Annotated in this window: 27 protein-coding genes and 1 tRNA gene; 22 read left to right on the top strand and 6 right to left on the bottom strand. The window is 33.0% G+C overall.

The window, feature by feature from the left end:
• Positions 1–207 precede the first annotated feature (207 nt).
• Entirely contained in the window at positions 208–1239 is a 1032-nt protein-coding gene (locus tag J3495_RS14105; RefSeq protein ID WP_210667179.1) for a proline-specific peptidase family protein, read from the bottom strand.
• 240 nt (positions 1240–1479) lie between these two features.
• Between J3495_RS14105 and nhaA the strand changes: the two genes are divergently transcribed.
• Positions 1480–2658: a Na+/H+ antiporter NhaA gene (gene nhaA, locus J3495_RS14100; RefSeq protein WP_210667178.1), complete on the top strand. Its 1179-nt coding sequence runs from the start codon at positions 1480–1482 to the stop codon at positions 2656–2658.
• 5 nt (positions 2659–2663) lie between these two features.
• Here the strand turns inward: nhaA and J3495_RS14095 are convergent, their stop codons facing one another.
• Positions 2664–3974 carry a DUF389 domain-containing protein gene (locus J3495_RS14095; RefSeq protein ID WP_210667177.1) on the bottom strand — a complete coding sequence of 437 codons (1311 nt, stop codon included), beginning with the start codon at positions 3972–3974 and terminating at the stop codon, positions 2664–2666.
• Between the two features lie 306 nt (positions 3975–4280).
• On the opposite strand from J3495_RS14095, the gene J3495_RS14090 reads away from it, so the two are divergent.
• The 4 genes from J3495_RS14090 to J3495_RS14075 all read left to right on the top strand — a co-directional run bounded on the left by J3495_RS14090 (position 4281) and on the right by J3495_RS14075 (position 9314).
• Positions 4281–6458: an HAD-IIB family hydrolase gene (locus J3495_RS14090; RefSeq protein ID WP_210667176.1), complete on the top strand. Its 2178-nt coding sequence runs from the start codon at positions 4281–4283 to the stop codon at positions 6456–6458.
• Between the two features lies 1 nt (position 6459).
• A complete protein-coding gene (locus tag J3495_RS14085; protein ID WP_210667175.1) occupies positions 6460–7968 on the top strand; it encodes a glycoside hydrolase family protein in 1509 nt (502 codons plus the stop codon).
• A gap of 235 nt (positions 7969–8203) precedes the next feature.
• The gene (locus tag J3495_RS14080; RefSeq protein WP_210667174.1) at positions 8204–8455 is read left to right on the top strand and encodes a hypothetical protein; all 252 of its coding nucleotides are present in this window, start codon (positions 8204–8206) and stop codon (positions 8453–8455) included.
• A gap of 115 nt (positions 8456–8570) precedes the next feature.
• Positions 8571–9314, top strand: a complete 744-nt coding sequence (locus J3495_RS14075; protein ID WP_210667173.1) for a YoaK family protein — start codon at positions 8571–8573, stop codon at positions 9312–9314.
• 91 nt (positions 9315–9405) lie between these two features.
• On the opposite strand, the gene J3495_RS14070 is transcribed toward J3495_RS14075, so the two are convergent.
• From J3495_RS14070 to J3495_RS14060, 3 genes are all read right to left on the bottom strand, one after another.
• Complete coding sequence (locus tag J3495_RS14070) at positions 9406–11910, bottom strand: cation-translocating P-type ATPase (RefSeq protein ID WP_210667172.1); 2505 nt, start codon at positions 11908–11910, stop codon at positions 9406–9408.
• A gap of 24 nt (positions 11911–11934) precedes the next feature.
• Positions 11935–12729: a universal stress protein gene (locus J3495_RS14065; protein WP_210667171.1), complete on the bottom strand. Its 795-nt coding sequence runs from the start codon at positions 12727–12729 to the stop codon at positions 11935–11937.
• A 104-nt stretch (positions 12730–12833) separates the two neighbouring features.
• On the bottom strand, positions 12834–13169 hold the full coding sequence (locus tag J3495_RS14060; protein WP_210667170.1) for a hypothetical protein: 336 nt from the start codon (positions 13167–13169) through the stop codon (positions 12834–12836).
• A gap of 644 nt (positions 13170–13813) precedes the next feature.
• Here J3495_RS14060 and J3495_RS14055 point away from each other — a divergent pair.
• The 9 genes from J3495_RS14055 (at position 13814) to J3495_RS14015 (ending at position 20074) form a co-directional block, all read left to right on the top strand.
• Positions 13814–14398: a Crp/Fnr family transcriptional regulator gene (locus J3495_RS14055; protein WP_210667169.1), complete on the top strand. Its 585-nt coding sequence runs from the start codon at positions 13814–13816 to the stop codon at positions 14396–14398.
• Positions 14399–14482: 84 nt separating this feature from the next.
• Positions 14483–15571: an SDR family oxidoreductase gene (locus tag J3495_RS14050; protein WP_236025471.1), complete on the top strand. Its 1089-nt coding sequence runs from the start codon at positions 14483–14485 to the stop codon at positions 15569–15571.
• A gap of 796 nt (positions 15572–16367) precedes the next feature.
• Positions 16368–16452, top strand: a tRNA-Ser gene (locus tag J3495_RS14045).
• Between the two features lie 276 nt (positions 16453–16728).
• Positions 16729–17979, top strand: a complete 1251-nt coding sequence (locus tag J3495_RS14040) for a site-specific integrase (protein ID WP_210667168.1) — start codon at positions 16729–16731, stop codon at positions 17977–17979.
• 107 nt (positions 17980–18086) lie between these two features.
• The gene (locus J3495_RS14035) at positions 18087–18320 is read left to right on the top strand and encodes a thioredoxin family protein (RefSeq protein WP_210667167.1); all 234 of its coding nucleotides are present in this window, start codon (positions 18087–18089) and stop codon (positions 18318–18320) included.
• Between the two features lie 58 nt (positions 18321–18378).
• Positions 18379–19026: a protoglobin domain-containing protein gene (locus J3495_RS14030; RefSeq protein WP_210667166.1), complete on the top strand. Its 648-nt coding sequence runs from the start codon at positions 18379–18381 to the stop codon at positions 19024–19026.
• 12 nt (positions 19027–19038) lie between these two features.
• On the top strand, positions 19039–19302 hold the full coding sequence (locus tag J3495_RS14025) for a DUF2024 family protein (protein WP_210667165.1): 264 nt from the start codon (positions 19039–19041) through the stop codon (positions 19300–19302).
• Positions 19303–19356: 54 nt separating this feature from the next.
• Positions 19357–19596: a hexameric tyrosine-coordinated heme protein gene (locus tag J3495_RS14020; protein WP_210667164.1), complete on the top strand. Its 240-nt coding sequence runs from the start codon at positions 19357–19359 to the stop codon at positions 19594–19596.
• A 43-nt stretch (positions 19597–19639) separates the two neighbouring features.
• Positions 19640–20074, top strand: a complete 435-nt coding sequence (locus tag J3495_RS14015; RefSeq protein WP_236025470.1) for a MarR family winged helix-turn-helix transcriptional regulator — start codon at positions 19640–19642, stop codon at positions 20072–20074.
• 156 nt (positions 20075–20230) lie between these two features.
• On the opposite strand, the gene pdxR is transcribed toward J3495_RS14015, so the two are convergent.
• The gene (gene pdxR / locus J3495_RS14010; protein WP_210667163.1) at positions 20231–21649 is read right to left on the bottom strand and encodes a MocR-like pyridoxine biosynthesis transcription factor PdxR; all 1419 of its coding nucleotides are present in this window, start codon (positions 21647–21649) and stop codon (positions 20231–20233) included.
• Between the two features lie 96 nt (positions 21650–21745).
• Here pdxR and J3495_RS14005 point away from each other — a divergent pair, with 96 nt between their 5' ends.
• The 8 genes from J3495_RS14005 (at position 21746) to J3495_RS13970 (ending at position 26775) form a co-directional block, all read left to right on the top strand.
• Entirely contained in the window at positions 21746–22207 is a 462-nt protein-coding gene (locus J3495_RS14005) for a cupin domain-containing protein (RefSeq protein ID WP_236025469.1), read from the top strand.
• A 15-nt stretch (positions 22208–22222) separates the two neighbouring features.
• Positions 22223–23110: a dihydrodipicolinate synthase family protein gene (locus J3495_RS14000; RefSeq protein WP_210667161.1), complete on the top strand. Its 888-nt coding sequence runs from the start codon at positions 22223–22225 to the stop codon at positions 23108–23110.
• A gap of 190 nt (positions 23111–23300) precedes the next feature.
• A complete protein-coding gene (locus J3495_RS13995) occupies positions 23301–24149 on the top strand; it encodes an RteC domain-containing protein (RefSeq protein ID WP_210667160.1) in 849 nt (282 codons plus the stop codon).
• Positions 24150–24236: 87 nt separating this feature from the next.
• The gene (locus J3495_RS13990) at positions 24237–24521 is read left to right on the top strand and encodes a helix-turn-helix domain-containing protein (RefSeq protein ID WP_210667159.1); all 285 of its coding nucleotides are present in this window, start codon (positions 24237–24239) and stop codon (positions 24519–24521) included.
• Positions 24522–24535: 14 nt separating this feature from the next.
• Positions 24536–25333 (top strand): transcriptional regulator, encoded by a 798-nt coding sequence (locus J3495_RS13985; RefSeq protein ID WP_210667158.1) that lies wholly within the window; start codon positions 24536–24538, stop codon positions 25331–25333.
• Between the two features lie 11 nt (positions 25334–25344).
• Positions 25345–25956: an AAA family ATPase gene (locus tag J3495_RS13980; RefSeq protein ID WP_210667157.1), complete on the top strand. Its 612-nt coding sequence runs from the start codon at positions 25345–25347 to the stop codon at positions 25954–25956.
• A 13-nt stretch (positions 25957–25969) separates the two neighbouring features.
• Entirely contained in the window at positions 25970–26311 is a 342-nt protein-coding gene (locus J3495_RS13975; protein ID WP_210667156.1) for a hypothetical protein, read from the top strand.
• A gap of 215 nt (positions 26312–26526) precedes the next feature.
• Positions 26527–26775, top strand: a complete 249-nt coding sequence (locus J3495_RS13970) for a hypothetical protein (RefSeq protein ID WP_210667155.1) — start codon at positions 26527–26529, stop codon at positions 26773–26775.
• Positions 26776–26782: the final 7 nt, after the last annotated feature.

The following is a 26782-nucleotide window of genomic DNA, read 5'->3' as shown; positions in this document are numbered from 1 at the left end:
TTAAACAAAAAATTGATATAATTTTGTCTTTACAAAGCATTGGTGAGGTTTATTGGTTCGCAAAACAAATTTACTAAACCTCTGCTTTGTTTTTTATACTATAGAAACTAGCAACTTGAATTAATTATCCAATTATTTTTGATGTTATCTGTTTGCTCACGGAATATTTTAATTGTTTTTATGAATTTAATAAAGTGAAGAAGGTAATTATTTAGTTGCGAAATCACCAGAATCTACATCTTTCACAAATTCAATCACACCTTTCATAAATACTTTTTGATCGTCCCACATGGCCAGATGGCTTCCGTTGGGGCAATACAAATAGCGCCCTTTTTGCACGAGCTTGCTTTGTTCTTCCATCGCTTTGGGATCCATAGTATCGTATTTTGCTCCAATCATGAGTGTTGGAACTGCGATTTCTTTCAGTCTGTTTTTAATGTCCCAATGTTTCAAACGGCCGCTTATACCAAACTCGCTAGGACCTTGCATCATGGTGTAAACTTCTCCATTTACGTGTTTGCTGGCACGATTCAGGCCGTCTGGCCATTCTTTTAATCGGCACAAATGCTCGTGATAAAAATTAGGAATCAGCAATTCCATATATCTGGGATTGGCAAAATCTTTTTTGGCTTCAAGTGCTCTAATTTCGGCCAAAACTTCGGGTTTCATTTGTTTTGCCAGCACTTCATCAGCATACTTTCCATATTCTGGAGCGCTCGCCATCATATTTGAAACTAATAATCCTTTTAGGTTTTTTTGGTATTTTAAGGCATATTCCATCGCTAGAATTCCGCCCCAGGAATTTCCTAAAACATAAAAATTAGACTTATTGGCACCAATTGCTTTACGAACCTGTTCTACTTCTTCTACAAAACGTTCAGTTGTCCAGAGGCTACTGTCTTTGGGCTGATCGCTGTAATAAGAACCCAGTTGGTCGTATTCGTAAAATTCAAAACCTTCTCGCTGAAAGAATGTTTCAAAACACTCCATATATTCATGAGTCATGGCCGGACCGCCGTGAAGAAGTAGTATTTTTATTTTCGGATTTTTTCCAAAACGTTTCGTCCAGACTTTAAAATCGCCTACAGGAGTTTTTATCGGAATCATTTTTACTCCGGCTGATTCAACAGTAGTCGAATCGTCATAACTAAAATAATCTGCCAAAGCAGCAGTAGAGTCGGTTTGTTTTTGGCAGGAAATCAACAATAAAACAGAAAGTAATAAAAGAATTCGATTCATGTTTTTTGAGAATAAAAGTTTTTATTTGAATTTTGATTGAACTAAAATACGATTTTTATTCAGTTTTAAACTTTGATAATAAAAATGCTTTAGTCGAAGGAATATTAATTTTTTCCAGAGAATCAAAACGGCCGAATTTTAAACAAAATTATGGCACTGCTTCAATCAATTTATTGTTATGGTTTTCATTACACACAATAATGTTTGGAAAGATGCTTTTGAAAAACTAAATTTGTAATTATGGCAAAACTAATTAATCTTAAGATATTTTCTCACTTCTTCCGCTCGTCTTCCGCAGGAGGGATTTTTTTATTAATTTGTGTTCTTATCTCGCTTCTTATTGCCAATTCGCAATGGTCAGAAGGTTTTAAGGAGATTCTCAATTTTGAATTGGGTTTTAATACCAGTACGATACATCTTAAATATCCTATTTTGCTTTGGGTGAATGATGGATTGATGGCCGTGTTTTTTCTTCTGGTTGGATTAGAGATAAAAAGAGAAATAGTCGAAGGAGAGCTAGCTTCATTTGCGCAGGCGGCTTTGCCTGTATTGGCGGCTATTGGCGGAGTTTTGGTACCCGCTTTAATTTATTTATTTTTTAATAATGGAGATTCTCTTACTTCTAAAGGATGGGGAATTCCGATGGCGACAGACATTGCTTTTGCTTTGGGAATTTTGTCTCTTTTGGGCAATAAGGTACCTTCGGGACTCAAAATATTTCTTGCTGCTTTGGCTATTGTTGACGATTTAATCGCAATTTTAGTAATTGCTATATTTTATTCTTCAGATTTACATTTTCTTTATTTAGGTTATGCAGGAGCATTATTTGTTTTATTAATCATTTTTAACCGAATGGGGTTTAAAAATTTGCTTTTTTACTTAATACCCGGGGTTTTCATTTGGTATTTTATTCATCATTCCGGAATTCATGCTACCATAGCTGGTGTGCTTGTAGCCATCACTTTACCTACGAATGAAGATGATTCATATTCGCCACTCGAAAAATTAGAACATGCCCTCACAAGTCCTGTAAATTTTATTATAATGCCAATTTTTGCCCTTGTCAATACTAATATTACTTTTGAATCTGTTATGATTGACGGGCTAACCAGTAATTTGGGACTTGGAATTATTTTAGGATTATTTTTAGGAAAGCCAATTGGTATTTTTATAATGTCATGGTTGTCTGTAAAATTGAAGATTGCAGCACTTCCCGAATCGACCACTTGGTTTCATGTTTTAGGACTTGGACTTCTGGGAGGAATCGGATTTACGATGTCTATTTTTATCGCTCTCCTGTCATTTCAAGATCCTTTGCATCAAAATGAAGCCAAGTTTGCTATTCTAATAGCTTCAACAATAGCGGGTATTGCAGGATTTTGCGTTTTAAATCTTTATAACAAAAGACAAAAACTTTAAGAGCGTTATTGTTTTTTGTAAAGCGCTACATCTTTTACAGATAAGCGTTCATTTAGCCATTTTTTTAACTTTTCATTATCAGCTGTATTCAACGACTTATTGCAGTCGTAAATAACGGCTGTTATAGTGGTAAGACTGTCTTTTTTATTGATTAATGCGGTCTTGGATATGGAAATAGAATTGATGCTGGGAAACAAAACACTGGTTTCTTTTAGAATTTGGCGACTGTCAAATTTATTTTTATTCAGTTCTTTTTCGAGTTTAATGATCTTTACATCTTTGATACTCATTTCATTTTCACTGCTTTTAATTTGGTTCAGGATATCTCCTTTTATGGCGTTAAAACGATCGGTACTGTCTTGGCGAATTAGTAATTGTGTGCCCAAAAGGTATTTATTATGACTAATTTTATTTTTTAGCTCCTTTATTTCTGCTAATGAAAATCGCTTATCAAGGAAAGCAAGTTCGAGTTTTTTACCTTTAGAATTAAAATCGGTTTTTTTATAAACAACAGTGTATCCTTTTTCACTAAATTCATTTTCGATAAAAAGAGTGATATTTTTTTTAAATTGTTGTTCTCTGTAGAGCGAATAGGCAAGATAACTGCTTGGTATCAGCATGATCATGATTAAGAAGGCAATGATGTATTTTACGCGTTTTTGATGTTTTTCATTGATCTGTTTGACAGCGGGATAATTCAGATATTTTATAATCAAAAATGTCGCAATGCCTATAAACACACAGTTGATACAATACAAATAAAAAGCACCCAAGAAAAAGGTCCATTGTGCTGTAGCGAGCCCGTAACCTGCTGTACACAAAGGAGGCATGAGCGCTGTGGCAATGGCAACTCCCGGTATCGGATTTCCTTTTTCAGATCGCGTTACAGCAATAACGCCTACTACGCCTCCAAAAAAAGCGATCAGGATGTCGTAGATATTAGGAGAAGTTCTCGCTAATAATTCAGATTGAACATCCTTAAAAGGGCTTAGGTAAAAGTACAAAGTTGAGACCACGAGACTGACAACAGTAGCAGTAAGGAGATTTTTGAGGGATTTTTTAAGCAATGAAAAGTCATAAATACCCAGAGCAAATCCGGCACCAACGATTGGCCCCATAAGTGGCGAAATTAGCATAGCCCCAATAATAACTGCTGTTGAGTTTACATTTAGTCCCACCGAAGCCACAATAATGGCACACGCCAATATCCAAAGATTGGCTCCTTTAAACGTAATGTTTTTCTTGACCGTTTCTAATGTTTTTGCTCTGTCGTCTTCTCCTTCTCTAAGGTTAAGGATGTCTGTAATCTGTTTCATAGCCTTTAAAATTGAGATGTACGGATTTGTATTTTTAGCTTTTTAAGCTAAGTTAAAATTAATTTTAGGAATTGTTTGTACGAAAGGATATAATTACAACTAAAAAATAATGAATTAGTGTATTAAAAAATATTTTTCTTGCAAAAACTAAAAAACTTTTAACAGGTAAAAACAGAAAATCATCACTTTAAATAGTTGTTTTAAAGGGGTTTTAAATGTTAATGTAATGCTAATTTTAAAGTGCTCTTTACCGTAATTCTCGATTATTTTTCTTACCTTAAAAATTATAACAAATAAATAAGGAAGATGGCAAAATTACGAATTTCATTGATCAACATTCATGGACTCTTGAAAGGTTCGGGTTTAGAGATTGGTAGAGATGCAGATAATGGCGGACAGACCAAGTATGTTTATGAGCTTGCTGAATTTTTATCGCAACATAAAGATGTAGAGCATGTTCATTTATTTACCAGATTGATTGACGATGAAAATCTTTCCTCAGAATATGCCGTTCCTGTCGAAATTATTAATGACAAATTAGACATAAGAAGAATCCCTTTTTTGGGAAAAAAATACAAAGCAAAGGAGCAGTTATGGGAAGGTTTGGACACTTTCGTGAATGGTATGGTGCAACACATCAAATTGCATGATATTTTTCCGAATTGGATACATTCTCATTACGGTGATGCGGGATATGTGGCCAGTGAATTATCAACAATCTTAAATGTTCCTTTTGCTCATACGGGACATTCTTTGGGTTTTCACAAACAGAAAAAATTACTGGAAAGCGACATGAACGAAGAGGAAATCGAAAAGAAATTTAAGTTTGCTACGAGAATTGCAGCTGAAGAAAAGACTTTAGAATTATCAGAGTTTATAGTGACTTCTACAGAGCAGGAAATTGAAACGTATAAACCGTACAAGAATTTTGATTTGGCGAAATATCACGCCATTTCTCCCGGAATTGATACCAGAAAATTTGTTCCTTATTACCATCAGGAGCAGGATTCGGATAAGCAAATGGAGGAACAGCAAAGAAAATATTGGGTTGCAGAAACGATTTCTAAATTTTTAATAAATCCGCACAAGCCTTTTATTCTGGCGCTTTCGAGACCGGATCGTCATAAAAATTTGCATACACTCATAGAAGTTTACGGCAAAGACAAGGAACTGCAGAGCATCGCCAATTTGGTCATTTTTGCTGGCATCCGAAAAGATATTTCCAAAATGCCAGAATCTGAAAAAGACGTTTTAACAGATTTATTGTTATTGATGGACAAATATGATTTGTACGGAAAAATGGCAATTCCTAAAAAGCATGATGTAGAGAATGAAGTCTCTATTATTTACCGTTATGCAGCAGAAAAAAGAGGCGTATTTGTAAACCTGGCACTTCATGAAAATTTCGGATTAACAGTCATTGAGTCCGCAAGTTCTGGTCTTCCTGTGGTTGTTACTAAAAACGGAGGGCCGTCAGAAATTATTCCGACCTGTCAGAACGGAGAATTAGTAGACCCACAAAACGAGAATCAAATTAAAAAGGCATTGCGCAATATCTTGACAGATGAGAATCAATGGCGCTATTATTCTAACAACGGCGCAATCAATATTCAGAAACATTACAGCTGGCTCACACATGTCAATCATTATGTAGATTTGGTCAATGAAAATTTATCATTATCCTCTGGTTCGGGTATCAAAAAACAGCATTATCCAAATATTAATATTGAACGATTAAAAAGAAAAGTTGAAAATTTATTGGTTTCAGATATTGACGGAACGCTGATCGAACCGAAACTTAGTAATCCCGGATTAGAAGAATTAAAAGCGCATTTGATCAATCGTTCTGAGAAAATGGCATTTGCTCTCGCATCAGGAAGAAATTTGAGGCTGGTTAAAAAAGTAATAAAAGAAGAGCAACTTCCTTTGCCGGATTTTATTATTTGCTCTGTAGGAACCGAAATTTATTATACAAACGGTAAGGATTATATTCTAGACAAAGGCTGGTCGAAGTTTTTGTCAGGCCGCTGGAAGAGAGAAGATATTGTTAGTCGTTTAAAAGCCGTTCCCTGGCTTCGGATCCAAGAAGAAGAAGCGCAGAATCCATATAAGATTTCATATTATTATGATAAAGAAAAATACGATCATGCCCAATTAATAGAAGTTCTCGGGACGGGCTGGTACAAAATAAATATTATTCCGAGTCACGAGGAGTTTATTGATTTTATTCCCAAAAGAGCTTCAAAAGGAAATGCTGTGAAATTTTTATGCCGTAAATGGGCAATTCCTTTATCAAATGTCGTTGCGGCCGGCGACTCAGGAAACGACATAGACATGTTTAGAGGTGCTGTAAAAGGTATCATCGTAGGAAATAGAAGTGTAGAATTGGCGGACTACGTAACCACCAAAAGTGTTTATGTAGCAAAAAGTGCAGCATCTGCAGGGATTTTAGAAGGATTAAAACATTATAAAATAATTAAGTAATATGTATTCAGGTTCAGGGTTTAGTAATTGGGAAATAGGCGATGTAGATGTATTTATCGATGAAAATGGTGTTCATCATTTATTTCATTTGATCATTCCAAATCACGATTATATTGCGCATGCAATATCAAAAGACGGTTTGTCTTGGAGAAGAGTAAAAAACGCTTTGTTTGTTGGGGATCCGGGCGAGTGGGATGATGATATGCTCTGGACCATGCATGTGAGTAAAAAATCGGATGGCGAAGGTTACGAAATGTATTATACGGGTCTAAAGCGTCAGGATAAAGGAATTATGCAAAAAATTGGAAGAGCAGTTTCTCCGGACTTAATTCACTGGACAAAAGAAAATCAATATGGTCTGCCTTTAAAAAGTCAGGCGCCTTATTATGAAAATTCAGATAACAATCCTCGCGAGTGGCTCAGTTTTAGAGACCCTTATAAATACCAGTTTGAAGGGGAAGATTATTTGTTAATTTGTGCCCGAAGTGCCATAGGTCCAACTTACAGAAGAGGTTGTATTGGCGTTGCAAAGCGTGAGGCAAAAGGATTTGTTCTTCAAAAACCGTTGCATGTTTCGTATGTGTACGATGATATTGAGTGCCCTTGTGTGGTAGAAATAAAAGGCATGCATTATCTGCTGGGTTCTATCCGCGAAGATATTAAAGTTCGATATTGGTTTGCTCCCGATTTTAAAGGAGAATATCATGCTTTTCATAATAATGTGCTGATGCCGCAAGGTAATTATGCCGCCAGAATTGTAAAAGAGGGAGAACATTGTCTCATTTATAATTTTTATTTTGTGGGAGGAAATGTCAATACACTTCGCGTAATACCTCCGCCAAAACAGCTGGAAGTTGACAGTACGGGAAGGCTTTTGTTAAAAACCTACCATCATTGGAAAACTTTGTATCAGAGAACCATTCTTCAAAAAAACTTGCCCGTTCCAGTACCTATCTTAGGGAATCCTTCGGCAAATTTTACATTAGAAAACGAAAATAAATGGAAATTTGGTTGCCGTAGCGGTTACGAAGTTTTTTGTTTTCAAAAACCGTCAAGTAATTTTGTTTGGGAAGGGACATTGGCTGTTGAAGGAATGGGTAAAACAGGTTTTGTCATTGAATGTGATAAAGAAGGAACCGGTTATTATATCTCAATTGATTTTGTGAATGGTTTTGTTCAATTTAGAGCATGGGGATTTAATGAAAAAGACGTAAAAAATAATTTTGTTTTTGAAAACATTCAAACCAATCAATTTGAGATAGTAGAAAACAGTCAGATTTATTTTAAAATTATCCGCTACGGCAATTATTATGAATTGTCTATCAATGAAATTGTAAAATTGACATTGTTAGATTTTAAATATAGTGACGGCATGATTGGGGTGTACGTTTGTTCTGCTGTCGTTGCTTTAAGCGATTCAAAAATTCATGTAATTCCTGAACCGGAAAATGAATACGCCACTTCTGACCCTAATAAATCATTTCAGGAATATATGGATCATGCACATTAATTTTGTTACTAAAGCAAGTATTAGAAATAAAGGACAAAGCTGAAGCACATTTGATTTATAAAATCGATAGTTTACATAGGAAAATCATCTCTATTTTTGTTTAATTGACAGTATGTTTCCATGTTTTTTTGAATGTTAATAAAAAAATATTAATCAGCGATTTTTATGCGATTTTTCTCTTAATTAATTTCTACATTTGATAATCAATTAAAGGTATTAATTTAAATTTTTTCTTATGGATAAAGCTATAAAACTAAAAGTTCGTAAGGAATTAAATGCTCAGCAACAGCAAAATATAATTAAATTGAAAGGCAGTTTAATTTCTAGGGGATATACAGAAATTATACACATTTTGGATCAGGACGATGAATTTCATATCAATTCTTTTGAAACACCACTTGAGACTACCAATGAAGTGCAGGAATTTATTACAGCATTCATTAACAAAGAAAATTTAACAGATACCATAACAATTTTTAGAAAATAATCTAAGATCGCCAGGGAGTTGTTACATTATTATTTTTGCTACTGCTTTGTGTGTTTTCTGTTTGAAGAAGTAGGTTATAATTCGGAAATAATTACAAATTAAGAATTATAAAAATATGTTCAAACACCACGGAAACAAAAGAAATTTGAGGCACAATCTTAAAATTGCCTCTTTGTTATCGTTTGTTGCGGGTTTGGTAAATGTTGCTGGTTTTTTGGCCGTTCAAAAATTAACGACAAATGTTACGGGACATTTTGCTTTTTTTGTAGATGAAATTTTCAAACTTGACTTCAGACAGGGATTTATTTATTTTTTATATATTTTCTTCTTTTTTCTGGGATCGTTTTTTTCAAGTCTAATAGTAGAGTCTCTCTTGCGAAGAAACGAAAAATACAGTTATGTAATTCCAACCGCTATTGAAAGCGTAATTTTGTTTGCAGTCGCAGTCTTTGGGACACGTTTGATGGCAGATAGTCCTAATGTTTTGGCTTACATCTTGTTGTTTGCAATGGGTTTACAGAATTCTCTGGTGACAAAAATCTCTAATGCTACCGTGAGAACAACCCACCTGACGGGTCTTTTTACAGATCTCGGAATCGAATTGTCGCAATTGTTTTTTTATCATGAGAAGCTGTATAGAAAAAAGCTGTTTGTTTCTATAAAGTTGCGATTGAGTATTATTAGCTTTTTTTTTATTGGCGGAATTGTAAGCGGAATTTTTTATTCGCATTTAGGATTGTCTGTGTTATTAATCGGAGTTGCGGCTTTGCTTTTAGGGCTCTTTTATAACTGGATTAGATTTAATATTTTTTTATTAGAAAGAAAGTACGGTCGCCCATTACAACACAAAAACAAATAGGTACCAGAAGATTTTAGTAAAGTTATGTTCCTTTTACATCTAAAAATAATACAATTTGTTTTTGAATAATTATTCTACAAAAGGCCCATCATCACGAAGATACTTTAGTATTTCTTTTCCACAACTTCACCAATTCATACCACATTACAGACACAAACCCAACTCCTATAGCCATAGATAAGGGTAATGCTTTTAGAGGTTCGAAGGCAAAAAATCCCGCAAATGGCTTTATGTAAAGTAAAAGACCGGTAATAAAAACAGTTATTCCGATTATTATAGGGACCAAATTATTTTTGTAGCGCAAGGTGGTAAAAATCGAGTAATAAAAAGAGCGATTCATCAATGTCAAAAATATATTGGCCGATACCAAAACAACAAAAACCATTGTTCGGGTACTTTTTTCATTGTACCCAAGATAGATGCAATATTGGTAAATAAACAAGGTTCCGATCGTTATGATTATCCCTTGAATAATACTGGTAGAAAGTTCTTTCCAGCTGAAAAAAGTTGAGGTAAAAGGTCTCGGTTTTTGCGTCATGGTATTTTTTTCCATAGGTTCATTTTCATAAACAATCGAACACGTAGGCCCCATAACCAATTCAAGAAAAATAATATGAATAGGGGAGAAGATATTGGGATACATCCAACCTAATGCCAGCGGAATAAAAACCGTAAAGATGATCGGAATATGTATAGAAATGATAAATTGAACCGATTTTTTGATGTTAGCATAAATTTTTCTTCCCATCGCTATTGCATGAACCATCTTTGAAAGGTCATCATTTATCAGTATGAGAGAGGCGGCCTGTTTGGCAATTTCTGTACCTTTTTTACCCATTGCAATGCCTATGTGTGATGCTTTTAGTGCAGGTCCGTCATTTACGCCATCACCTGTCATGGCTACAATTTCTTTATTTGATTTTAATGCATTGATGATTTTTAGTTTGGCCTCGGGGAACATTCGGGTAAATAAATTAATTTCTTTTACCCGTTTTTTAAGTTCTTTATCGCTTAGTTTCATGAGCTCATCGCCCGAGATACTTTTATTATAACCTTTAAAATCTATTTCTTTAGCGATCGATGAAGTGGTTAGGGCATTATCGCCCGTAATGATTTTTACCTCTATTCCTGCTTTATAAAAATGTTCTAAAACCAATTTGATATTTTTTTTCGGAGGATCATAAAAAGCCAATAGTCCGATAAAGTCAAATGTAAATTCCTGCTGTGTTTTGGGATAATTTCCGGAGTGATGACTTTCGCCTACCGCCAGAATGCGATAACCTTGCAGCGATAATTCCTCTATGGCTTTTGCAATTTCTTCTTTTTCTGTTTTAGAAAGAGGAGCAATATTCATTAAAGCTTCTGCGCCACCTTTAGCGGCAATGATGGTAGTGCCCGATTTATTCTCAAAAAGATGCGTCATCATGGGAGGTTTGCCGGACAATGGATATTCATGAACCAATTTATAATTAGGTCGCTCGTCTTCTTGGATGATTTTTGTGTACGCTTCGTGCAAAGCAATTTCCATTGGGTCAAACGGAATGGGTTCGCTTGCCCACATTGACAGCGTAATCAATTTTTTTTCATCCTCAGATAGTGGTTCATCCAGCGTTGTAATTTTTTTCGATTTTAAAGAAAAAATCTTAGCCAGACTCATTTGGTTTTGGGTAATGGTTCCCGTTTTATCAATGCAAATAACTGTTGCACTGCCAAGTGTTTCAACGGTCTTCATTTGTTTCACAATGATTCCTTCCTTCATCATTCGCCAGGCACCAATGGCCATAAAAGTGGTAAAAGCAATCGGAATCTCTTCCGGGAGAATACTCATGGCCAGTGTAAGGGCTTTGAGTAAACTGTCGAAAATTTTAAAGGAATGAAAATAATTTATCGCCCAAACGATTAAAAAAACTACTGTACCAGCAATAGCCATTTTTTTTACAAAATTGCCAATTTGCATTTCCAAAGGCGTTTTTTTTTCTTTTATCGCTTCCAGACTTTTGCCAATTTTCCCTAGTTTGGTAGCACTGCCAATAGCGATAACCGTTGCAATGGCTAGTCCGCTGGCGACGGTTGTTCCTTGATAAATAGCATTGTCTTTGGTCGATTTATCTTTGCTAAGTGCCATAGATTCTCCGGTTAGAATCGATTCATTTACAGAAAAATCATTAGAATGTTCAATTATTCCATCGGCAGAAATCAGAACTCCTTCTTCTACTAAAAGGCTGTCTCCCACCACAATTTCTTCTGTTTTGATTTCAATATCAAGACCATTTATAATGACTTTGCATTTGGGTTTTGTAAGATCCTTTAATTGCTCCAAAGCATTGTGGCTTCGTGCATTTTGATAAGAGGATATAGCCGAAATTAAAATAATAGCCGAGGTTAAAAAAAAGCCATCCGCAGTTTTTCCGCTGATAAAATAAATACTTGATGCGATTAATAATAAAATCATCATAGGTTCTTTTATCATCCGAATTATCGCAGTTGTATAGCGGTTCGTTTTTTTATAAGAAGATATGTTCGGGCCATATTTCTTCCTTGCCGCAAGTACTTGCGTTGTTGTCAGGCCATCGGTATTAAACTTTTTTTCGGTCATTTGTGTTGCTTGTTTTATTTGTCTTTATTTTCTAAAAACAAGTATCGGAACATTGGTGTCAAAACCAAACTCTTTAGTTTTGCTCGATAAGAAATGACGTTCAAACCAGTCACGGTTTTGCTTGGTAAACATCACCAGGATTGATGGTTTTAATTTTCGGAGATCTACCTGCAAATGATTAAGTAAGGAAAATTCAATATTTAATTTTTTAAAGTAAAAAGAGACTTTATCTGACTGATAGTTTTGAGATATAGTATTAAAATCATTTTTAAAATCCCCTTGATCAATAAATTCATTGTAATGGTGAACCGTTATATTGGCATCAAAAAGTGCTGCAATTTTTTTTACCCATGGAAGTTCAACTCCGATCCTCGTAATATCTGATGCATATAATAAAAGATCGATGGGTTTCATTCGATAAGTATAAGGAATTACCAGAAGCGGAATCGGTGAAGTGGTAATCAGTTTGGAAGCTGTAGTGCCAATTAAATGATTAAATATTCCCGGGCCCGACGTATTAATACAAATAAAATCGGCATTGCATTTTTGCGCGTATGCAATAATACCTTTGTCTACATGAACATGATTTTCTACTATAAATCGAACTTTGTCCGCTTGTTTTTTAGTTGTTTTGTAAATGGCGAGTATGAATTTTTTAAGCTTATTTTCTTGCTCGTTTTTTTTATGATCACTGTGGCTTGAGTTGTCTGCATTATAAAATAGAAGTTCGCAAGGTGTCTGAGAAGCAAATTGAATAGCAAATCGTATCGCTGCTTTTGAGATATCCGAAAAGTCTGTGGTAACGAGTATTTTTTTCATGGTAATTGTTTTAAAAGGGAAAAGTATTTTGGTTTGTCCGGGTATTTTTTTATTAATTGTTTGATATTAAATATTTTGTAATTTTTAAAACAGTTTTATACTTTCTATTTAAGTTTCATCTTATTGAGCTGTAGATTTACTTTCTCCCACTTTGATTTATCCAAATAAAGAGTATCTACATCTGTTGTCCATTCCATAAATGGCGCTAGATGATAGATGCCTACAATACGTTTTTTATAGCCGAATGCAAATCGGTCTGCTCGCAACTGAAAATTGATCGTTTTGTTTTTATTATCAATATTTCTGTACAATACAGTTTGTGTTTTCCAATCTCCTCCCCACGTAAAAAAAGCCTTGAGCCCACATAAGATTCCGATAATGATGAAAACTAAAATGATTGACCAATTGGTTTGTAATTTTTTTAAAAATAGTCCTATCATAATTACAAATGAGGATACCATAAAGAATAAAAAGAAAAAATGCACCCTACAGTCACTGATATAAAAGGCAGTATATCTGTTGAGCAAAATTATTACTGCAGAGATTATAAAAATGATAGGAATGAATACGTTTGATTTTTTCATCTTCGGTTGAGTTGATTATTTAGTAGTATCAGTTGTAATTTGTTTAAATCAGTAGTTGTTAAAAATGAAGCAATCATTTACCTCATTTTTTGCAACCAAAATCTGTATTTACTATTAAAGAAATGGTATTGTAGGTTTCAATAAGCGATCAATTTTCAAAATTTATTCCTGATTGATGGCTTCTGTAGCTTCTGTTAAAATCGTTTGTTTATTTTTATTCGTGAGGAGGTTCTTTAGTAAAGATACTCATTATCAATTACTTTATAAATGATTTTTATCATTAAAAAATTAATTTTAATTACTTATTGATAAAAAAAAAGAGTATTGTTTAATTTTCTGAAAACACTTTTTTGAATCAGAGAATTTTTTAATGCAGGTTATAGGGTTTTAGTTTTGCTCTGCAGGATGAATTGCTAATTGTGGGATTACTGCAGCTTACAGTTTAAAATTAATTTTCATACATTTATATTCTATCAATTTATGAAGAAAGATTTACGATAATGTACGATATCATTTTTAGACACCTTGAAGAAAAAGTCGCTTTAACTCCATCGGAAAAAGAGCTAATAAAGACTTTTTTTAAACATAAAAAATTAAAGAAAAAACAATTTCTCTTGGTTGAAGGCGATGTGTGTAAATATTTGGCTTTTGTAAGCAAAGGTCTTTTGAAGTCTTATAATGTCGATGACAAAGGCAATGAGCACATCAATCAATTTGCTCTGGAAGGATGGTGGAGTTCAGATATGAGTAGTTTTTTTAGTGGTGAAGCTGCATTTTATACCATTGATGCACTCGAAGATACCGATGTTTTGCTGATCACCAGTGAAGATTTTGAGAAACTTACTTTGCAGGTTCCCATAATGGATCGCTATTTTCGTCTATTGTTTCAAAATAGTTTGATTAGTAAAGAAAGAAGATTAATCAGTTCACATACTCATAGTGCCGAGGAGAAATACAAATACATTATGGCTAACAATCCTGATCTGGTGAAGCGTGTTCCTCAGAATCTATTGGCTTCATTTCTTGGACTTACGCCTGAAACCCTAAGTCGTCTTAAAAAAAATGTTATCGTTTTTGCTAAATAATTGATCTCTATCAACTGAATTTCTTGTTTTAGATCATCTGTAAGATGGGTAAGTTGGTCTTACATTTGAATAAAAATTCAGACTATGTATTCACAACAAACATTGATTAATAAAACAGCACTTGTTGTAGGTGCTACAGGTATTGCCGGAAGTAATCTTGCTTCAAAACTTATAGAAAACGGATGGAAAGTATACGGGCTTTCGCGAAAGCCAAAAAATGATATTGAGGGATTGCAAACAATTGCAGCTGATTTACTAAATATTGAGTCGCTGACGGCGGCATTAAAAGAAGTTTCTCCCACACACGTATTTTTTACCACTTGGATGCGCAACGATACAGAAGACGAAAATATACGAGTTAATAGTACTATGATTCGAAATTTGTTAGATGTATTATCAATAAAAAAAACGGTAAGACATGTTTCGCTCGTAACGGGTTTAAAGCATTATTTGGGACCTTTTGATGCTTATGCTACAACTGGAACTTTGCCGGAGACACCCTTACGGGAAGAGCAGCCTCGACTAGACATAAAGAATTTCTATTATGCGCAGGAAGATGAGGTTTATACTGCTGCAGCCAGAGATGGTTTTACCTGGAACATACACAGACCTCATACTTTAATTGGCAAAACGATAGGAAACGCAATGAACATGGGAACGACTTTGGCTGTGTATGCCAGTATTTGCAAAAAAGAAGGATTGCCGTTTATATGGCCGGGTTCTGAAGCACAGTGGAACGGCTTATCTGATGTAACTGATGCTAAAGTTTTGGCAGATCAAATCATCTGGGCTGCAACTAGTTCTGAAGCTCATAATCTGGCTTTTAACATCACAAATGGTGATGTTTTTCGATGGAAATGGTTGTGGCCAAAAATAGCAGAATGGTTTGAGATTGATTTTGAAGGTTATAATGGAACTATAAAACCATTACAAACCATTCTCGACAAAAAAGATGTCGTTTGGAGAGAAATTGCGCAAAATAAGCAATTAATAGAAGAAGACATAAATCAGTTAGCATCAGCGTGGCATACAGATCTGGACCTTGGCCGCCCTTTAGAAGTTATGACAGATATGTCCAGAAGCAGAAAGCTGGGCTTTTCAGTTTATAAAGCTACAAAAGATTCTTTTTTTGAGTTATTTGCACAGCTTAGAAATGATAAGATAATTCCATAACAGCATTAAGTTTAATAAAGAAATCCTTGATTAGGATTTTTTCTTGAATCAAGGGTTTTTTACTAGGTTCTGTTGCATTTGGAATACCTTTTATCTTTGGTCTTTTAAAACTAGCAAAAAATGAATGCCAAAGGTCATGCAGTAAACATTGATAGCTGTAGCATTAGAATCGCTTTTATCAATGTTTATTGCTTTTTGTCGACAGTTATTACTTAATTGTTTTAATTAGAAAAGACTGTGGGCTCATTCTTTGTCTTTTTGTGGCCAAAAGAAAGTCAACTGTATTGCCTAATTTAGGTATTGTCATATATAAATAAGACCAAATGCCTTTAGTTTGATATAGGTTTCATCCAATCTCTAACTTGTCCCCACTTTGCCCTTGCTATTCTTCATCTCTGACTCAATGAAAGGTGTAAACTTATAAACACAGTGTTTGGATTTTGGCATGATCCACAATCACACTCCTAATCTTCATTATCTCTTCAACGTCACGGGTAACTAAGTGTAAATCTTAATTTAAAATCTACTGCCTGAAGAATAATAGATTTTGGATAACAATGACCCTTTTGTATTGGTTTTTTGTTAATTTTAAAATTTCAAAGATAAAAGGTATTCTAAATGCGATAGAACCCTATATTATAATATTTAACACAAAAATATTCTTTTAGTAATTACTGATTATTAAGTACTTGAAAGTTTATTTAAAAATTTATTTAAAAAAGCATTAAAAAAGTTTTTATAATCGAAAAAGCGCCCTATATTTGCACTCGCAATCACAAAATGATAGTAACATACTGGAGAAATGGCAGAGCGGTCGAATGCGGCAGTCTTGAAAACTGTTGACTGTAACAGGTCCGGGGGTTCGAATCCCTCTTTCTCCGCTGAAAAAAATCCTAAATGGTATCAAAACCTCGAAAATCCTATGATTTTCGGGGTTTTTTGCTTTTACAGACATATCAAATTATTCATTGAATCTTATCTCATGCGAGATAAAATCGAGACCCTAGAAAAAATCAAAAATTAGGGTCTCGATAAATTCTCTCAACCCTTTCAAACATTGGGTTTATCAACGTGTTCAATAGCTTGTTCACTCAGTAAACATCTTGTTTGATTTGAATTAGGAATTTAACTTGAAGAATAATTAATCAATCAACAAAATGAAAGCAAAAGTTACATTGCACTTTTATGCAAAATCCACGAAAGCAAATACTACTGCACAATTTCCAATTTATATAAGACTTACCGTAAATGGAAGTCGATTAGAATTCAGCACAAAGAAATTTGTTGATTCTAGCAAATGGTCGGCTGACTTAGCCAAAATGAAAGGCACAACAGAAGAAGCTCGTTCAATCAATGGTTATCTTGATTTAATGAAATCTAAAATATTGGATATTCAAATGGAACTAATCCATAAAAATCAAGAAGTAAACATTGAGAATTTTAAAAGTAAACTTTTTGGGTTGGAAGAAAAACAACGTATGCTCGTTCCTATCTTTCAAGACCACAACAATAAAATTAAAGAGTTAGTTGGTAAAGAATATGCTTCGGGAACTTTAGAACGTTATACAACATCATTAAAACATACTATAGAATTCCTAGAATGGAAATACAAAGTATCTGATATAGATATTACAAAAATAAACCATGCCTTTATTACTGATTATGAATTCTATTTAAGAAGTGTTAGAAATTGCGCTAATAATACTGCTGTTAAATACATCAAGAATTTTAGCAAAATAATCAAGATATGTTTGGCTAATGATTGGCTTGAGAAAAACCCATTTGCAAATTATAAATCTAAAGTTAGAGAAGTAGAACGTACTTATTTATCAGAGGAAGAAATTCAAAGTATTATCGAAAAAGGTTTTAAAACAGAAAGATTGTCTCTAGTGCGTGATATATTCCTTTTTAGCTGTTTTACAGGTCTAGCATACATCGATGTAAAGAATTTGACAAAATCCCATATAAGTATCGGTATCGATGGCGATAAATGGATTTTTACCCATAGACAGAAAACAGAAAGCGCATCTAAAATCCCAATACTCCCAGTTACACAAATGATAATTGATAAATATGAAAAACATCCTCAATGCAATAATGAAGATAAGCTATTACCTATTTTAAGCAATCAGAAAATGAATGCTTATTTAAAGGAAATTGCAGGAGTTTGTGAGATTGATAAAGAGTTAACATTTCACATTGCCCGACATACTTTTGCAACTACGGTAACACTTACAAATGGTGTTCCAATTGAAAGCGTGAGTAAAATGCTTGGACATAAAAATTTGAGAACCACTCAACATTATGCAAAAGTATTGGACAAAAAAGTAAGTGAGGATATGAAAATTTTAAAAGAAAAATTCACTTTATATAATAACAATAGAAATAATAAAATCGTAAATTTTTAGAGGAACCAGATTAATATAAAATTTCATTTTACTGGACTATCATATTGTTAGGATAACTAACTTTATTTGTACCAGCAATAATGCTAACAATATATAATGAAAATAATATGAGTAAATCAATCTTTTATCATGCAGGATGCCCAGTTTGCATCAGTGCAGAACACGACGTGATTGACCTGATTGGTCATTCAAATGTACAAATCGTTCATCTTGGAAATGACAAATCTAAGATCGACGAAGCTGTAAGAGCAGGAGTAAAATCCGTTCCAGCTTTAGTAACGCCAAAAGGAAACGTATTACACATCAACTTTGGAGCTTCGATGGCTGAAGTTATCGGATAAACTAAATTACCCAGTCGGTCTTACTCCAACTGGGTTTTAATTTTAAAAAAATGAAAAAATGAAAAATATAATTATACTGGCAATAGCGACATTTTCGATGACAGTGTCCCAAGCTCAAAATCAGAAGCCATCTGGATACACCAGCGGCACAAGACAAGTTTCAAAATCACCTTTTACGTTGGATGAGCTGAAACTACTAGAAGAATCTATGTTGTTCACCAATGAAGATGTGAAATACTTAAAAATGAGTCATGATATACTAAAAGATCAAACAGATGAAATATTAGATGTTTGGTATGGTTTTGTCGGTTCAACTCCACAATTAGTTTATTTTTTTGGAAATAAAACGACAGGAAAACCTGAAGGCGAATATTTAGCAAAAGTTAGGGCACGGTTCAAAATGTGGATTCTTGATACATCTGAGGCTAATTATAATCAAGATTGGTTAAACTACCAATATGAAATAGGACTACGTCATTATAAAACCAAGAAAAATAAAACCGATAATGCAACAGCAGTTCCCATTATTAATTACAGATATATACCCGCATTAACAATTCCTGTAACGACGACTTTAAAACCTTTTTTAGCAAAAAAAGGGGCAAGCGCTTCGGATGTTGATAAAATGTATAATGCCTGGGTAAAATCTGTTCTAATGCAATCAATATTATGGGGTCAACCGTATATGAAAAAAGGAGAATTTTAAAAATATATTGACATGAAAGTAGCAGTCTGGGATACGTACGTAACTCGAAATGATGGGAAGATAATGCATTTTGATATTTTGGTAGAAGAAAATGTAATGGAGGAAAACATAATTTTTGAATATGGAAAAAAATATCTAAAAAGTGTGATGCAGAGTACGCAAAATTTGACCTCAAAACAATGTAATTTCTGCCATATTGATGTTGTTCCTGAACATATGGAAAAACAGATTATAAATAATGGTTACGCAATTATCGAAATGGAAAATTGTTATTAGAAATTTAGTAATGAGCCGAGAATAATTTCGGCTCATTTTTTTAAAAAGTTTATTATGGAAAATATTGAATTAATACCAAACAATACTTTATTAACATCGACACCGGAAGAAGGCAGGCAATTAGCTGTTAAAATGGCGAGATTAATCATTAAATTGACTCAGCCAGATGAAATAGAAAGAAAAAAACAACGATTACTTTATGCAGGAGATCCTATAATGCTGCTTCAAATAGGCAAAATTGTTGCAATGGAGTTTGCAACTGTTGCCAAAGCTAACAATTATTGGATAAAATAGAGAATTGGTATTTGATTGTTTGCGAAATTTTATTGAGATATTTATGAATTCACCTTTTAATTTACAACAGCAAAATAATAAAATTGAATATAAAATTGTCGTTGCATTAGAAAGAATTTCTGAGTCATTTAAAGTTTTATTAAGGGACGAAAGTAAGAAATATTCACTAAGCCCTATTCAAATCCAGATACTCATCTTTTTAAATTATCATCTGGAAAATAAATGCAAAATAAGTCATTTAGCTCAAGAATTTAACATGACTAAAGCAACTATTAGCGAAAGTGTAAAATTGCTTTTTTTAAGAGGATTAGTTCATAAATCTGTGGAATTAAATGATTTACGAAGTTATAATTTAAAACTAACAATCGAGGGTGAATCAATCTGTAAAAAGTTGGAAAATTTTACTTATCCAATAGAGAATTCAATTGGAAAATTTTCCAAAAACATAAAAGAGGAAGTACTTTTGGCTTTATTGTAAATAGTTTTAGATCTCAACAAAAATAATTATATTAAAACGCAGAGAATGTGTTATACGTGTTTACATTATAAAAAAGATGCTAATACTCATTTTTGTAAAATAATGCAATTAAAACTCGAAATAAGCGATTTGAGAATTGATTGTCCTGAACATACTTTATAAAATTTCAGACAATACCTTTAACCCCTTTTCTTGACTGGTTTTAGTAAGTGATCCAAAGCCAAGTCGCAAACCATTGATAGTTTCTTTATAACTAAAACTTTCGGGATTGATTATTTGCACATCTCTTTTAATTAAATTACTGTAAATAGAATTAATTTTTAAACCATTATTTGGAATAACCCAAAACGCTAAACCTCCTTCGGGCTTAGTGTAACTTATTTTGTCTTCTAAATAATATTTCAACAGAACATCAAATTCATCTCTTTTATTTTTATAGATGGCAGTTGATTTTTTTAAATGTCTTTTTACATCTCCGTCTTTTATTAACTGCAAAAGTGCCTGTTCCATAATATTATCACCTTGGACATCTATCACTTTTCTTAAATTCCCTACTTTATTTATTAAATTGTTAGAACTTGCAATAAAGCCTACTCTTAAAGCAGGTGCTATTATTTTACTGAACGTTCCAATATAAACATAATTGTTTAAATTTTCTAAACTGCTGATAGGTAAAATCGGCCTGTTTGCATAATGAAATTCGTTATCGTAATCATCTTCGATAATAGTAAAACCCCAAATATTAGATAATTCTACCAGTTCTAATCGTTTAGCAAGGCTAAGAGTTACAGTAGTTGGGAATTGATGATGTGGTGTAGTATAAATTGCTTTTATTTTAAAACCATATTTTTTTAAGTAACTATGAACTTCATCAATGTTTAATCCATCTCTTTCGATCGTTAAAGGGAGTAATTTTGCTCCAGCCTTTTCAAATACATCCCAAGCAGGCTTATAACCAGGATTTTCTATAAGAACATAGCTATCGGTATCTAATAATACATGTGCAGTCAAATACATCGCCATCTGACTACCCCTTGTAATACAAACATTATCATGAGTTAAATTCATTCCTCGTTTAAAATTAAGCATATGACAAATTGCATTTCTAAATTCTTCATCACCAAGTTCATTACTATAACCCATTAATTGCCATTTTCCTTTTCTATTAAATATATCTTTATACGATTTACTTAATTCTTTTATGGGTGCAATTTGAGTATCAGGTAGACCATCATCAAATATAATATTGGGTTTGCTTTTTAGATTTATAATTTCCGTTTTTGAAATTATATCTTTTTCAAATGTGTTTTCAAGGAATGTATTTTCTGAAACAAATATCCCTACTCTTTCCTTAGAAATAAGCCATCCCTCTGCTAGTAAAACATCAATAGCTAGAATAAGTGTATTTCTATTAACTCCAATTATTTTTGAAAGCGTTCTACTACCAGGTAAAGCATCACCTTGTTTTAAATTTCCTTTCTTGATGGCTACTATAATAGCATCAGCAATCTGGATATATAATGCTTTTTCACAGCTTAAATTTAATTCTATTTGAAATTCCCAAGGTCTTAGCATCTGGACTATCTGTATTTTTTAATTCTGTACTGTATTAGTAGTCCAAAGGTAAATTATTTTTGTCAAGCAATAATGCACAATATTAAATTTTTTATTATGGATACAAATGAAAAAAAATTCAGTTCTAAAGACTTTCATGAAACTTATGCAAGACCAACATTTATTAAACCTTCTAAGCTAATTCATCGAAATGTAGAAAATGAAGGTGTACACAATCAATTTTCGGCAGAAAGAAAACATCCTGTGTTCTTTATCGATTTACCTTCTAAAAATGTCAGTATGACTATTGGAGGACTATTACCTGACCAAACTACTAATCGCCATAGACATACTTATGAAACTGTTCTATATGTCATTGAGGGTACAGGCTGGACTGAAATAGAAGATGAAAAAGTAGAATGGAAAGCTGGCGATGCGGTTTATATACCATCATGGGCTTGGCACAGACATGGCAATCTGAGTTCTACAGAATCTGCTAAATATTTAGCTTGCGAAAATGCCCCTCAACTCCAAAACTTAGGTGTGGCATTAAGAGAAGAAGAAGGAAGAGACTTATAATTTAAAACTAGAAAAATGAAAAACGTTCCTTTTAGTGGTGTCATTGCATATCCAATAACACCATTTGACGCATCAGAGAAAGTCGACATACCACTTTTTAAAACATTAGTGGAGAAGTTAGTTACCAATGGCTCTCACGGAATTGCCCCATTGGGTAGCACTGGTGTATTGCCCTATTTAAATGATGACGAAAAAGAAGCTGTCACAGAAGCTGCGATACAGCAGGTCGCTGGACGAGTTCCTGTTTTGGTTGGTGTTTCAAATCTCACAACCGAGCGCACAATACATCATGCCAAATTTGCTGAAAAGGCAGGAGCAGCAGCTGTTATGATTATTCCAATGAGCTATTGGAAACTTTCTGATGATGAAATTGTAAAACATTATGATACAGTTGCTAAAAACATTGGAATTCCGATTATGGCTTACAACAATCCAGCCACCAGCGGTGTAGATATGTCTACTACATTATTAAAGAGGTTACTAAAAATCCCTAATGTTACTATGATTAAAGAAAGTACGGGTGATATTCAACGAATGCATTTTTTAAGGAATGAATTAGGTGATGATGTTGCATTCTTTAATGGTTCTAATCCACTCGCTTTGGCGGCATTCGCGGCTGGTGCAAATGGTTGGTGTACTGCTGCTCCCAATTTAATTCCGGAATTAAACATTAGTTTATTTAATGCAATTCAAAAAAACGATTTGAAAGAAGCTCAAAATATATTTTATAAGCAGTTAGATTTATTACGTTTTATCGTAGAAACAGGTTTACCTAGAGCAATTAAGGCAGGATTAGAAATTCAAGGTCAAAACGGTGGTTTTTTAAGAAGTCCACTAAATGAACTTGATAAACCTTCTGTTGAAAAATTAAGTCAGATTTTGAAGAAATGCATTAGTAATTAATACTTTAAGTGAAATATTGACCACAATTATAATCCTTAAATCCTTTTGCATTGTTAAAATCATGCAAAAGGGTTTATTGTAAACATAATTTCAAAATGCTCGTCTTTACCTCGTACCAAATTAGGTTAAATTTCTTCAATGGATTACCTCAAGCGTATCGTAACATTAAAATTTCCTTAAAATAAATAAATTGAATTTCAAAATAAATTTGCTCCTTTCCCACCTTAATGAACAATTAAATTTTATAGATTTAGAAATTGATAATCCAATAAAAAAATGCGAGAAAGCTATCGAAATCAGCATAAACTCAAAAGAAAAATTAAGAGTATTAATTCAAAAAACAAATTTTAAATCTGATGAAGAAGAGATACAATTCTTTAAAGAAATAAAACCTCAATTCACATCTAAAGTTATTTATTACAATACTATTTTTAATATTGAAATGAAGAAGCCGAATGGTGGAACAAGAGTTTTAAAAAAGTATTACAATAACGAGTTAATAAAGTTGAAAGCTTTTTTTGATAACGAATTAGATTTTTACAAATATTATAGGTCGGGCAATATCTATTTAGATTATAAGTATTTTTTGAGAGGGAAGTTTGATATTAAACTTTCGTTGGATAGCTATTATTTTGAAGCTGATAAAACCTTTGCAACATCACACGACTTTAAAGTAGCCAAGATTTTAGCAAATGACTTAATCCAATTGTATTTAGAAAATCAATTAATTATGATTGAAAATAAAGACAATAATGAAAAATCACAACACAAACCGAACGTGAAAATAACGTGGACAGCTCCGAAAGTTTCATTAACGGAACTCTTGTATGCGCTACATTCGCAAGGAGTTTTCAATAATGGCGCAGTTGATTTAAAAGATATAGCTGAATACTTTGAGCATATTTTTGAAATAGATTTAGGTCAATATCGTCGTACTTTCCTCGAAATCAGAACTCGTAAAACAGACCGAACCAAATTTATTACTTCATTAAATGAAACGCTTATAAAACGTATGGATAATGCAGATGATATAATTTAATTAAATCGTTCACAACACGAACCCCGTTGTGAAACAAAACAATTCAATCTTCACAAATTTGCGCCATAACAATCTAAAATTAAAGTTATGGCAATCGAAGTTATTACCGTTCAAGACTTAAACGAATTCAGAAGTCTTCTTTTGAATGATTTGAAGGAACTCATTCAAAAACCCCTACAAACAAAACAGTGGCTCAAATCCAATGAAGTCCGTAGACTTTTAAACATTTCTCCGGGTACGCTACAAAACCTCCGTATTAATGGAACGCTTACTCACACTAGAGTTGGCGGAATTATTTACTACAATCATTCAGATATTGATAAAGTGCTAAATGGTAACAAAGTAGTTACCACACCTACTCTTTTCAAATAATGTAATCTTAAAATATGAATTACATTAAGCATCTAACAGGCTTTTTCACTCGAATAGCCATAGAAGAAACCATTTATCCCACCCACATTAGTTTGTATTTGGCATTATTTCAAAGTTGGAATGTAAATCGGTTTAAAAATCCAATTGCAATTTCTCGTGATGAAATGATGAAAGCTAGCAGAATTGCTTCTAAGGCTACCTATCACAAGTGCATTAAAGAATTACAAGAACTTGGTTTTATCGACTATTTGCCGTCGTATAATCCTTATTCCGGCACAGAGGTTATCATCCACAATCTATCAGATGGAAATTGGTTTAAAAAAACAATAACCAGTTCATCTAATAGCGCAACAAAATCAATCAATGAACAAGCTATTGTTATGGTTGCTGAACAGGTTAATGAACCCCATATATATAATAATAAACAAACATATAAAAACAATAAAAACATATCTATAGATACAAATTTTCAAATTTTAAATGATGAAGATTTTTTAAGCACTTCGGAAAAAGAAAAAAAAAGTTCCGCTAAAAGAAAAGAAAATCCAAATTTAGAATTGGTAAAAGAGTATTTCAATTTCAAAAGGAATACAGAATTTGAAGCTGAACGATTTTTCAATTACTACACCAGTAATGGTTGGCTAATTGGAGGTAAAACCAAGATGATTGACTGGAAAGCTTCTGCTCGAAATTGGATACTCAATACTTCCAAATTTGCTATTAATCTACCACAAAGTAACCCCATTAAAGAACAATCAAGAGCCAATAATTTACAAACCAATGAAGACAAGGACTATGCAGAACCATTGTAAAATAATCAACTATGAAGTCACAATACAATTACCCAGAGATTCTAGCTTGGTTGGAACAAAAAGGCAAAAAAGATTATGGAGAAAAATTTCAATTCTTTGAAAAAGACATTCCTAACATCACAAAATTAATCGCTTATTTTTTAAATGATGAGATTATGACAAAGCAGTTCGGTATCGACTTAACCAAAGGAATTTTGTTGTCTGGTCAGGTAGGCTGTGGCAAAACAACATTGATAACATTGATGAAATATGTAACGCAACCAAACAACAAATTTTATATAAAAACTTGTCGAGATATAAGTTTTGAATTCATCAAAGATGGTTATGAAATTATCCATCGTTACAGTCGTGGTAGCTATTCACAAACAGAATATAAGAATTATTGTTTTGATGATTTGGGTGTTGAGAAAAACTTAAAATACTTTGGAAATGAGTGTAATGTTATGGCAGAAATAATTCTTTCAAGATATGATCTATTTGTGTCCAAAAAAATACAAACCCACATTACAAGTAATTTATCAGCTTCCGAAATAGAAGTAGCTTATGGTAATCGAGTTCGTTCAAGATTGAGAGGAATGCTCAACTTAATTGCCTTTGACAAAAATACTGGAGACAAACGATAATAAAAATATCATTATGAAAATAACCTTAAAAAAAATCAAGATAGTAGATATTGAGATTATACAATCCGAACTGCTGAAATTTATTAGAGAAAAAGTAGATAATATTTCCAATTGCAATGATTATCAAAAGTATTGCAATGATATTATTGTAATCGATACGCTCCAAAGTATGTTTTTTATTTTCAGAACAAAAATTGAAAGTAAAAAATTAGTAACAAACATTATTCTAACACCTACACAATCGGTCATACTGCTCTTTTGTTGCCAATGGGAACGAGAACAGAGAACTGAATCACAAAGATTTGTGATGCAAACAACTTCCGATTTATTACACGAAAAACTTGTCAATATTTAAAACTAACCAAATGAAATTTATAAACCGCCTTAAAATAGTTCGCTACAACTTATTTGCACTTATTTTATGCTTTACAATTATTCTAACGTCACCATTGCAATTTTTGGATTTTATCCTTAATGGGCAAAACAGAATATTGAAATATTTAGAAGATAGAGTTTTCAAAATTCTATTCCATATCAATGATCTGAGAAAGAATATTTAATCTTCTTCAAATGAATAAAAAAGGAAAAAAGTTATTGCCTAATGCTGTCACAAAATCAGAACTGGTAAGTATGTATTTAAAAAATAAGATGAGTGAAGCCACCATAAAAAAAGCTGTAAACACTATAATCGAAGCTAAAATAAAAGAGCTAGAAAAATGTGAATATACAATTGGGATGCACACAGTACCTCCCGATATTTTAGAAGAGTTCGTAGCTATATATGGTTTACCTGTAGGCTTTTATATTGAAGATGATTGATTGCAAC

The organism is Flavobacterium geliluteum (genome assembly GCF_017948595.1).
GTDB classification, from domain to species: Bacteria; Bacteroidota; Bacteroidia; order Flavobacteriales; family Flavobacteriaceae; genus Flavobacterium; species Flavobacterium flavipigmentatum.
This window is presented reverse-complemented; position numbering and strand designations above follow the sequence as displayed.

What these genes read in the sequence shown, in the direction of transcription:
- J3495_RS14065 (WP_210667171.1), bottom strand. Translation starts at nt 12,729, where the DNA reads ATGAAAAAAATACTCGTTACCACAGACTTTTCGGATATCTCAAAAGCA.
- J3495_RS14020 (WP_210667164.1), top strand. Translation starts at nt 19,357, where the DNA reads ATGGAAAATATTGAATTAATACCAAACAATACTTTATTAACATCGACA.
- nhaA (WP_210667178.1), top strand. Translation starts at nt 1,480, where the DNA reads ATGGCAAAACTAATTAATCTTAAGATATTTTCTCACTTCTTCCGCTCG.
- J3495_RS13990 (WP_210667159.1), top strand. Translation starts at nt 24,237, where the DNA reads ATGGCAATCGAAGTTATTACCGTTCAAGACTTAAACGAATTCAGAAGT.
- J3495_RS13975 (WP_210667156.1), top strand. Translation starts at nt 25,970, where the DNA reads ATGAAAATAACCTTAAAAAAAATCAAGATAGTAGATATTGAGATTATA.
- J3495_RS14090 (WP_210667176.1), top strand. Translation starts at nt 4,281, where the DNA reads ATGGCAAAATTACGAATTTCATTGATCAACATTCATGGACTCTTGAAA.
- J3495_RS13980 (WP_210667157.1), top strand. Translation starts at nt 25,345, where the DNA reads ATGAAGTCACAATACAATTACCCAGAGATTCTAGCTTGGTTGGAACAA.
- J3495_RS14105 (WP_210667179.1), bottom strand. Translation starts at nt 1,239, where the DNA reads ATGAATCGAATTCTTTTATTACTTTCTGTTTTATTGTTGATTTCCTGC.
- J3495_RS13985 (WP_210667158.1), top strand. Translation starts at nt 24,536, where the DNA reads ATGAATTACATTAAGCATCTAACAGGCTTTTTCACTCGAATAGCCATA.
- J3495_RS14035 (WP_210667167.1), top strand. Translation starts at nt 18,087, where the DNA reads ATGAGTAAATCAATCTTTTATCATGCAGGATGCCCAGTTTGCATCAGT.
- J3495_RS14000 (WP_210667161.1), top strand. Translation starts at nt 22,223, where the DNA reads ATGAAAAACGTTCCTTTTAGTGGTGTCATTGCATATCCAATAACACCA.
- J3495_RS14025 (WP_210667165.1), top strand. Translation starts at nt 19,039, where the DNA reads ATGAAAGTAGCAGTCTGGGATACGTACGTAACTCGAAATGATGGGAAG.
- J3495_RS14050 (WP_236025471.1), top strand. Translation starts at nt 14,483, where the DNA reads ATGTATTCACAACAAACATTGATTAATAAAACAGCACTTGTTGTAGGT.
- J3495_RS14030 (WP_210667166.1), top strand. Translation starts at nt 18,379, where the DNA reads ATGAAAAATATAATTATACTGGCAATAGCGACATTTTCGATGACAGTG.
- J3495_RS14070 (WP_210667172.1), bottom strand. Translation starts at nt 11,910, where the DNA reads ATGACCGAAAAAAAGTTTAATACCGATGGCCTGACAACAACGCAAGTA.
- J3495_RS14015 (WP_236025470.1), top strand. Translation starts at nt 19,640, where the DNA reads ATGAATTCACCTTTTAATTTACAACAGCAAAATAATAAAATTGAATAT.
- J3495_RS13970 (WP_210667155.1), top strand. Translation starts at nt 26,527, where the DNA reads ATGAATAAAAAAGGAAAAAAGTTATTGCCTAATGCTGTCACAAAATCA.
- J3495_RS14075 (WP_210667173.1), top strand. Translation starts at nt 8,571, where the DNA reads ATGTTCAAACACCACGGAAACAAAAGAAATTTGAGGCACAATCTTAAA.
- J3495_RS14055 (WP_210667169.1), top strand. Translation starts at nt 13,814, where the DNA reads ATGTACGATATCATTTTTAGACACCTTGAAGAAAAAGTCGCTTTAACT.
- J3495_RS14060 (WP_210667170.1), bottom strand. Translation starts at nt 13,169, where the DNA reads ATGATAGGACTATTTTTAAAAAAATTACAAACCAATTGGTCAATCATT.
- pdxR (WP_210667163.1), bottom strand. Translation starts at nt 21,649, where the DNA reads ATGCTAAGACCTTGGGAATTTCAAATAGAATTAAATTTAAGCTGTGAA.
- J3495_RS14080 (WP_210667174.1), top strand. Translation starts at nt 8,204, where the DNA reads ATGGATAAAGCTATAAAACTAAAAGTTCGTAAGGAATTAAATGCTCAG.
- J3495_RS14095 (WP_210667177.1), bottom strand. Translation starts at nt 3,974, where the DNA reads ATGAAACAGATTACAGACATCCTTAACCTTAGAGAAGGAGAAGACGAC.
- J3495_RS14085 (WP_210667175.1), top strand. Translation starts at nt 6,460, where the DNA reads ATGTATTCAGGTTCAGGGTTTAGTAATTGGGAAATAGGCGATGTAGAT.
- J3495_RS14040 (WP_210667168.1), top strand. Translation starts at nt 16,729, where the DNA reads ATGAAAGCAAAAGTTACATTGCACTTTTATGCAAAATCCACGAAAGCA.
- J3495_RS14005 (WP_236025469.1), top strand. Translation starts at nt 21,746, where the DNA reads ATGGATACAAATGAAAAAAAATTCAGTTCTAAAGACTTTCATGAAACT.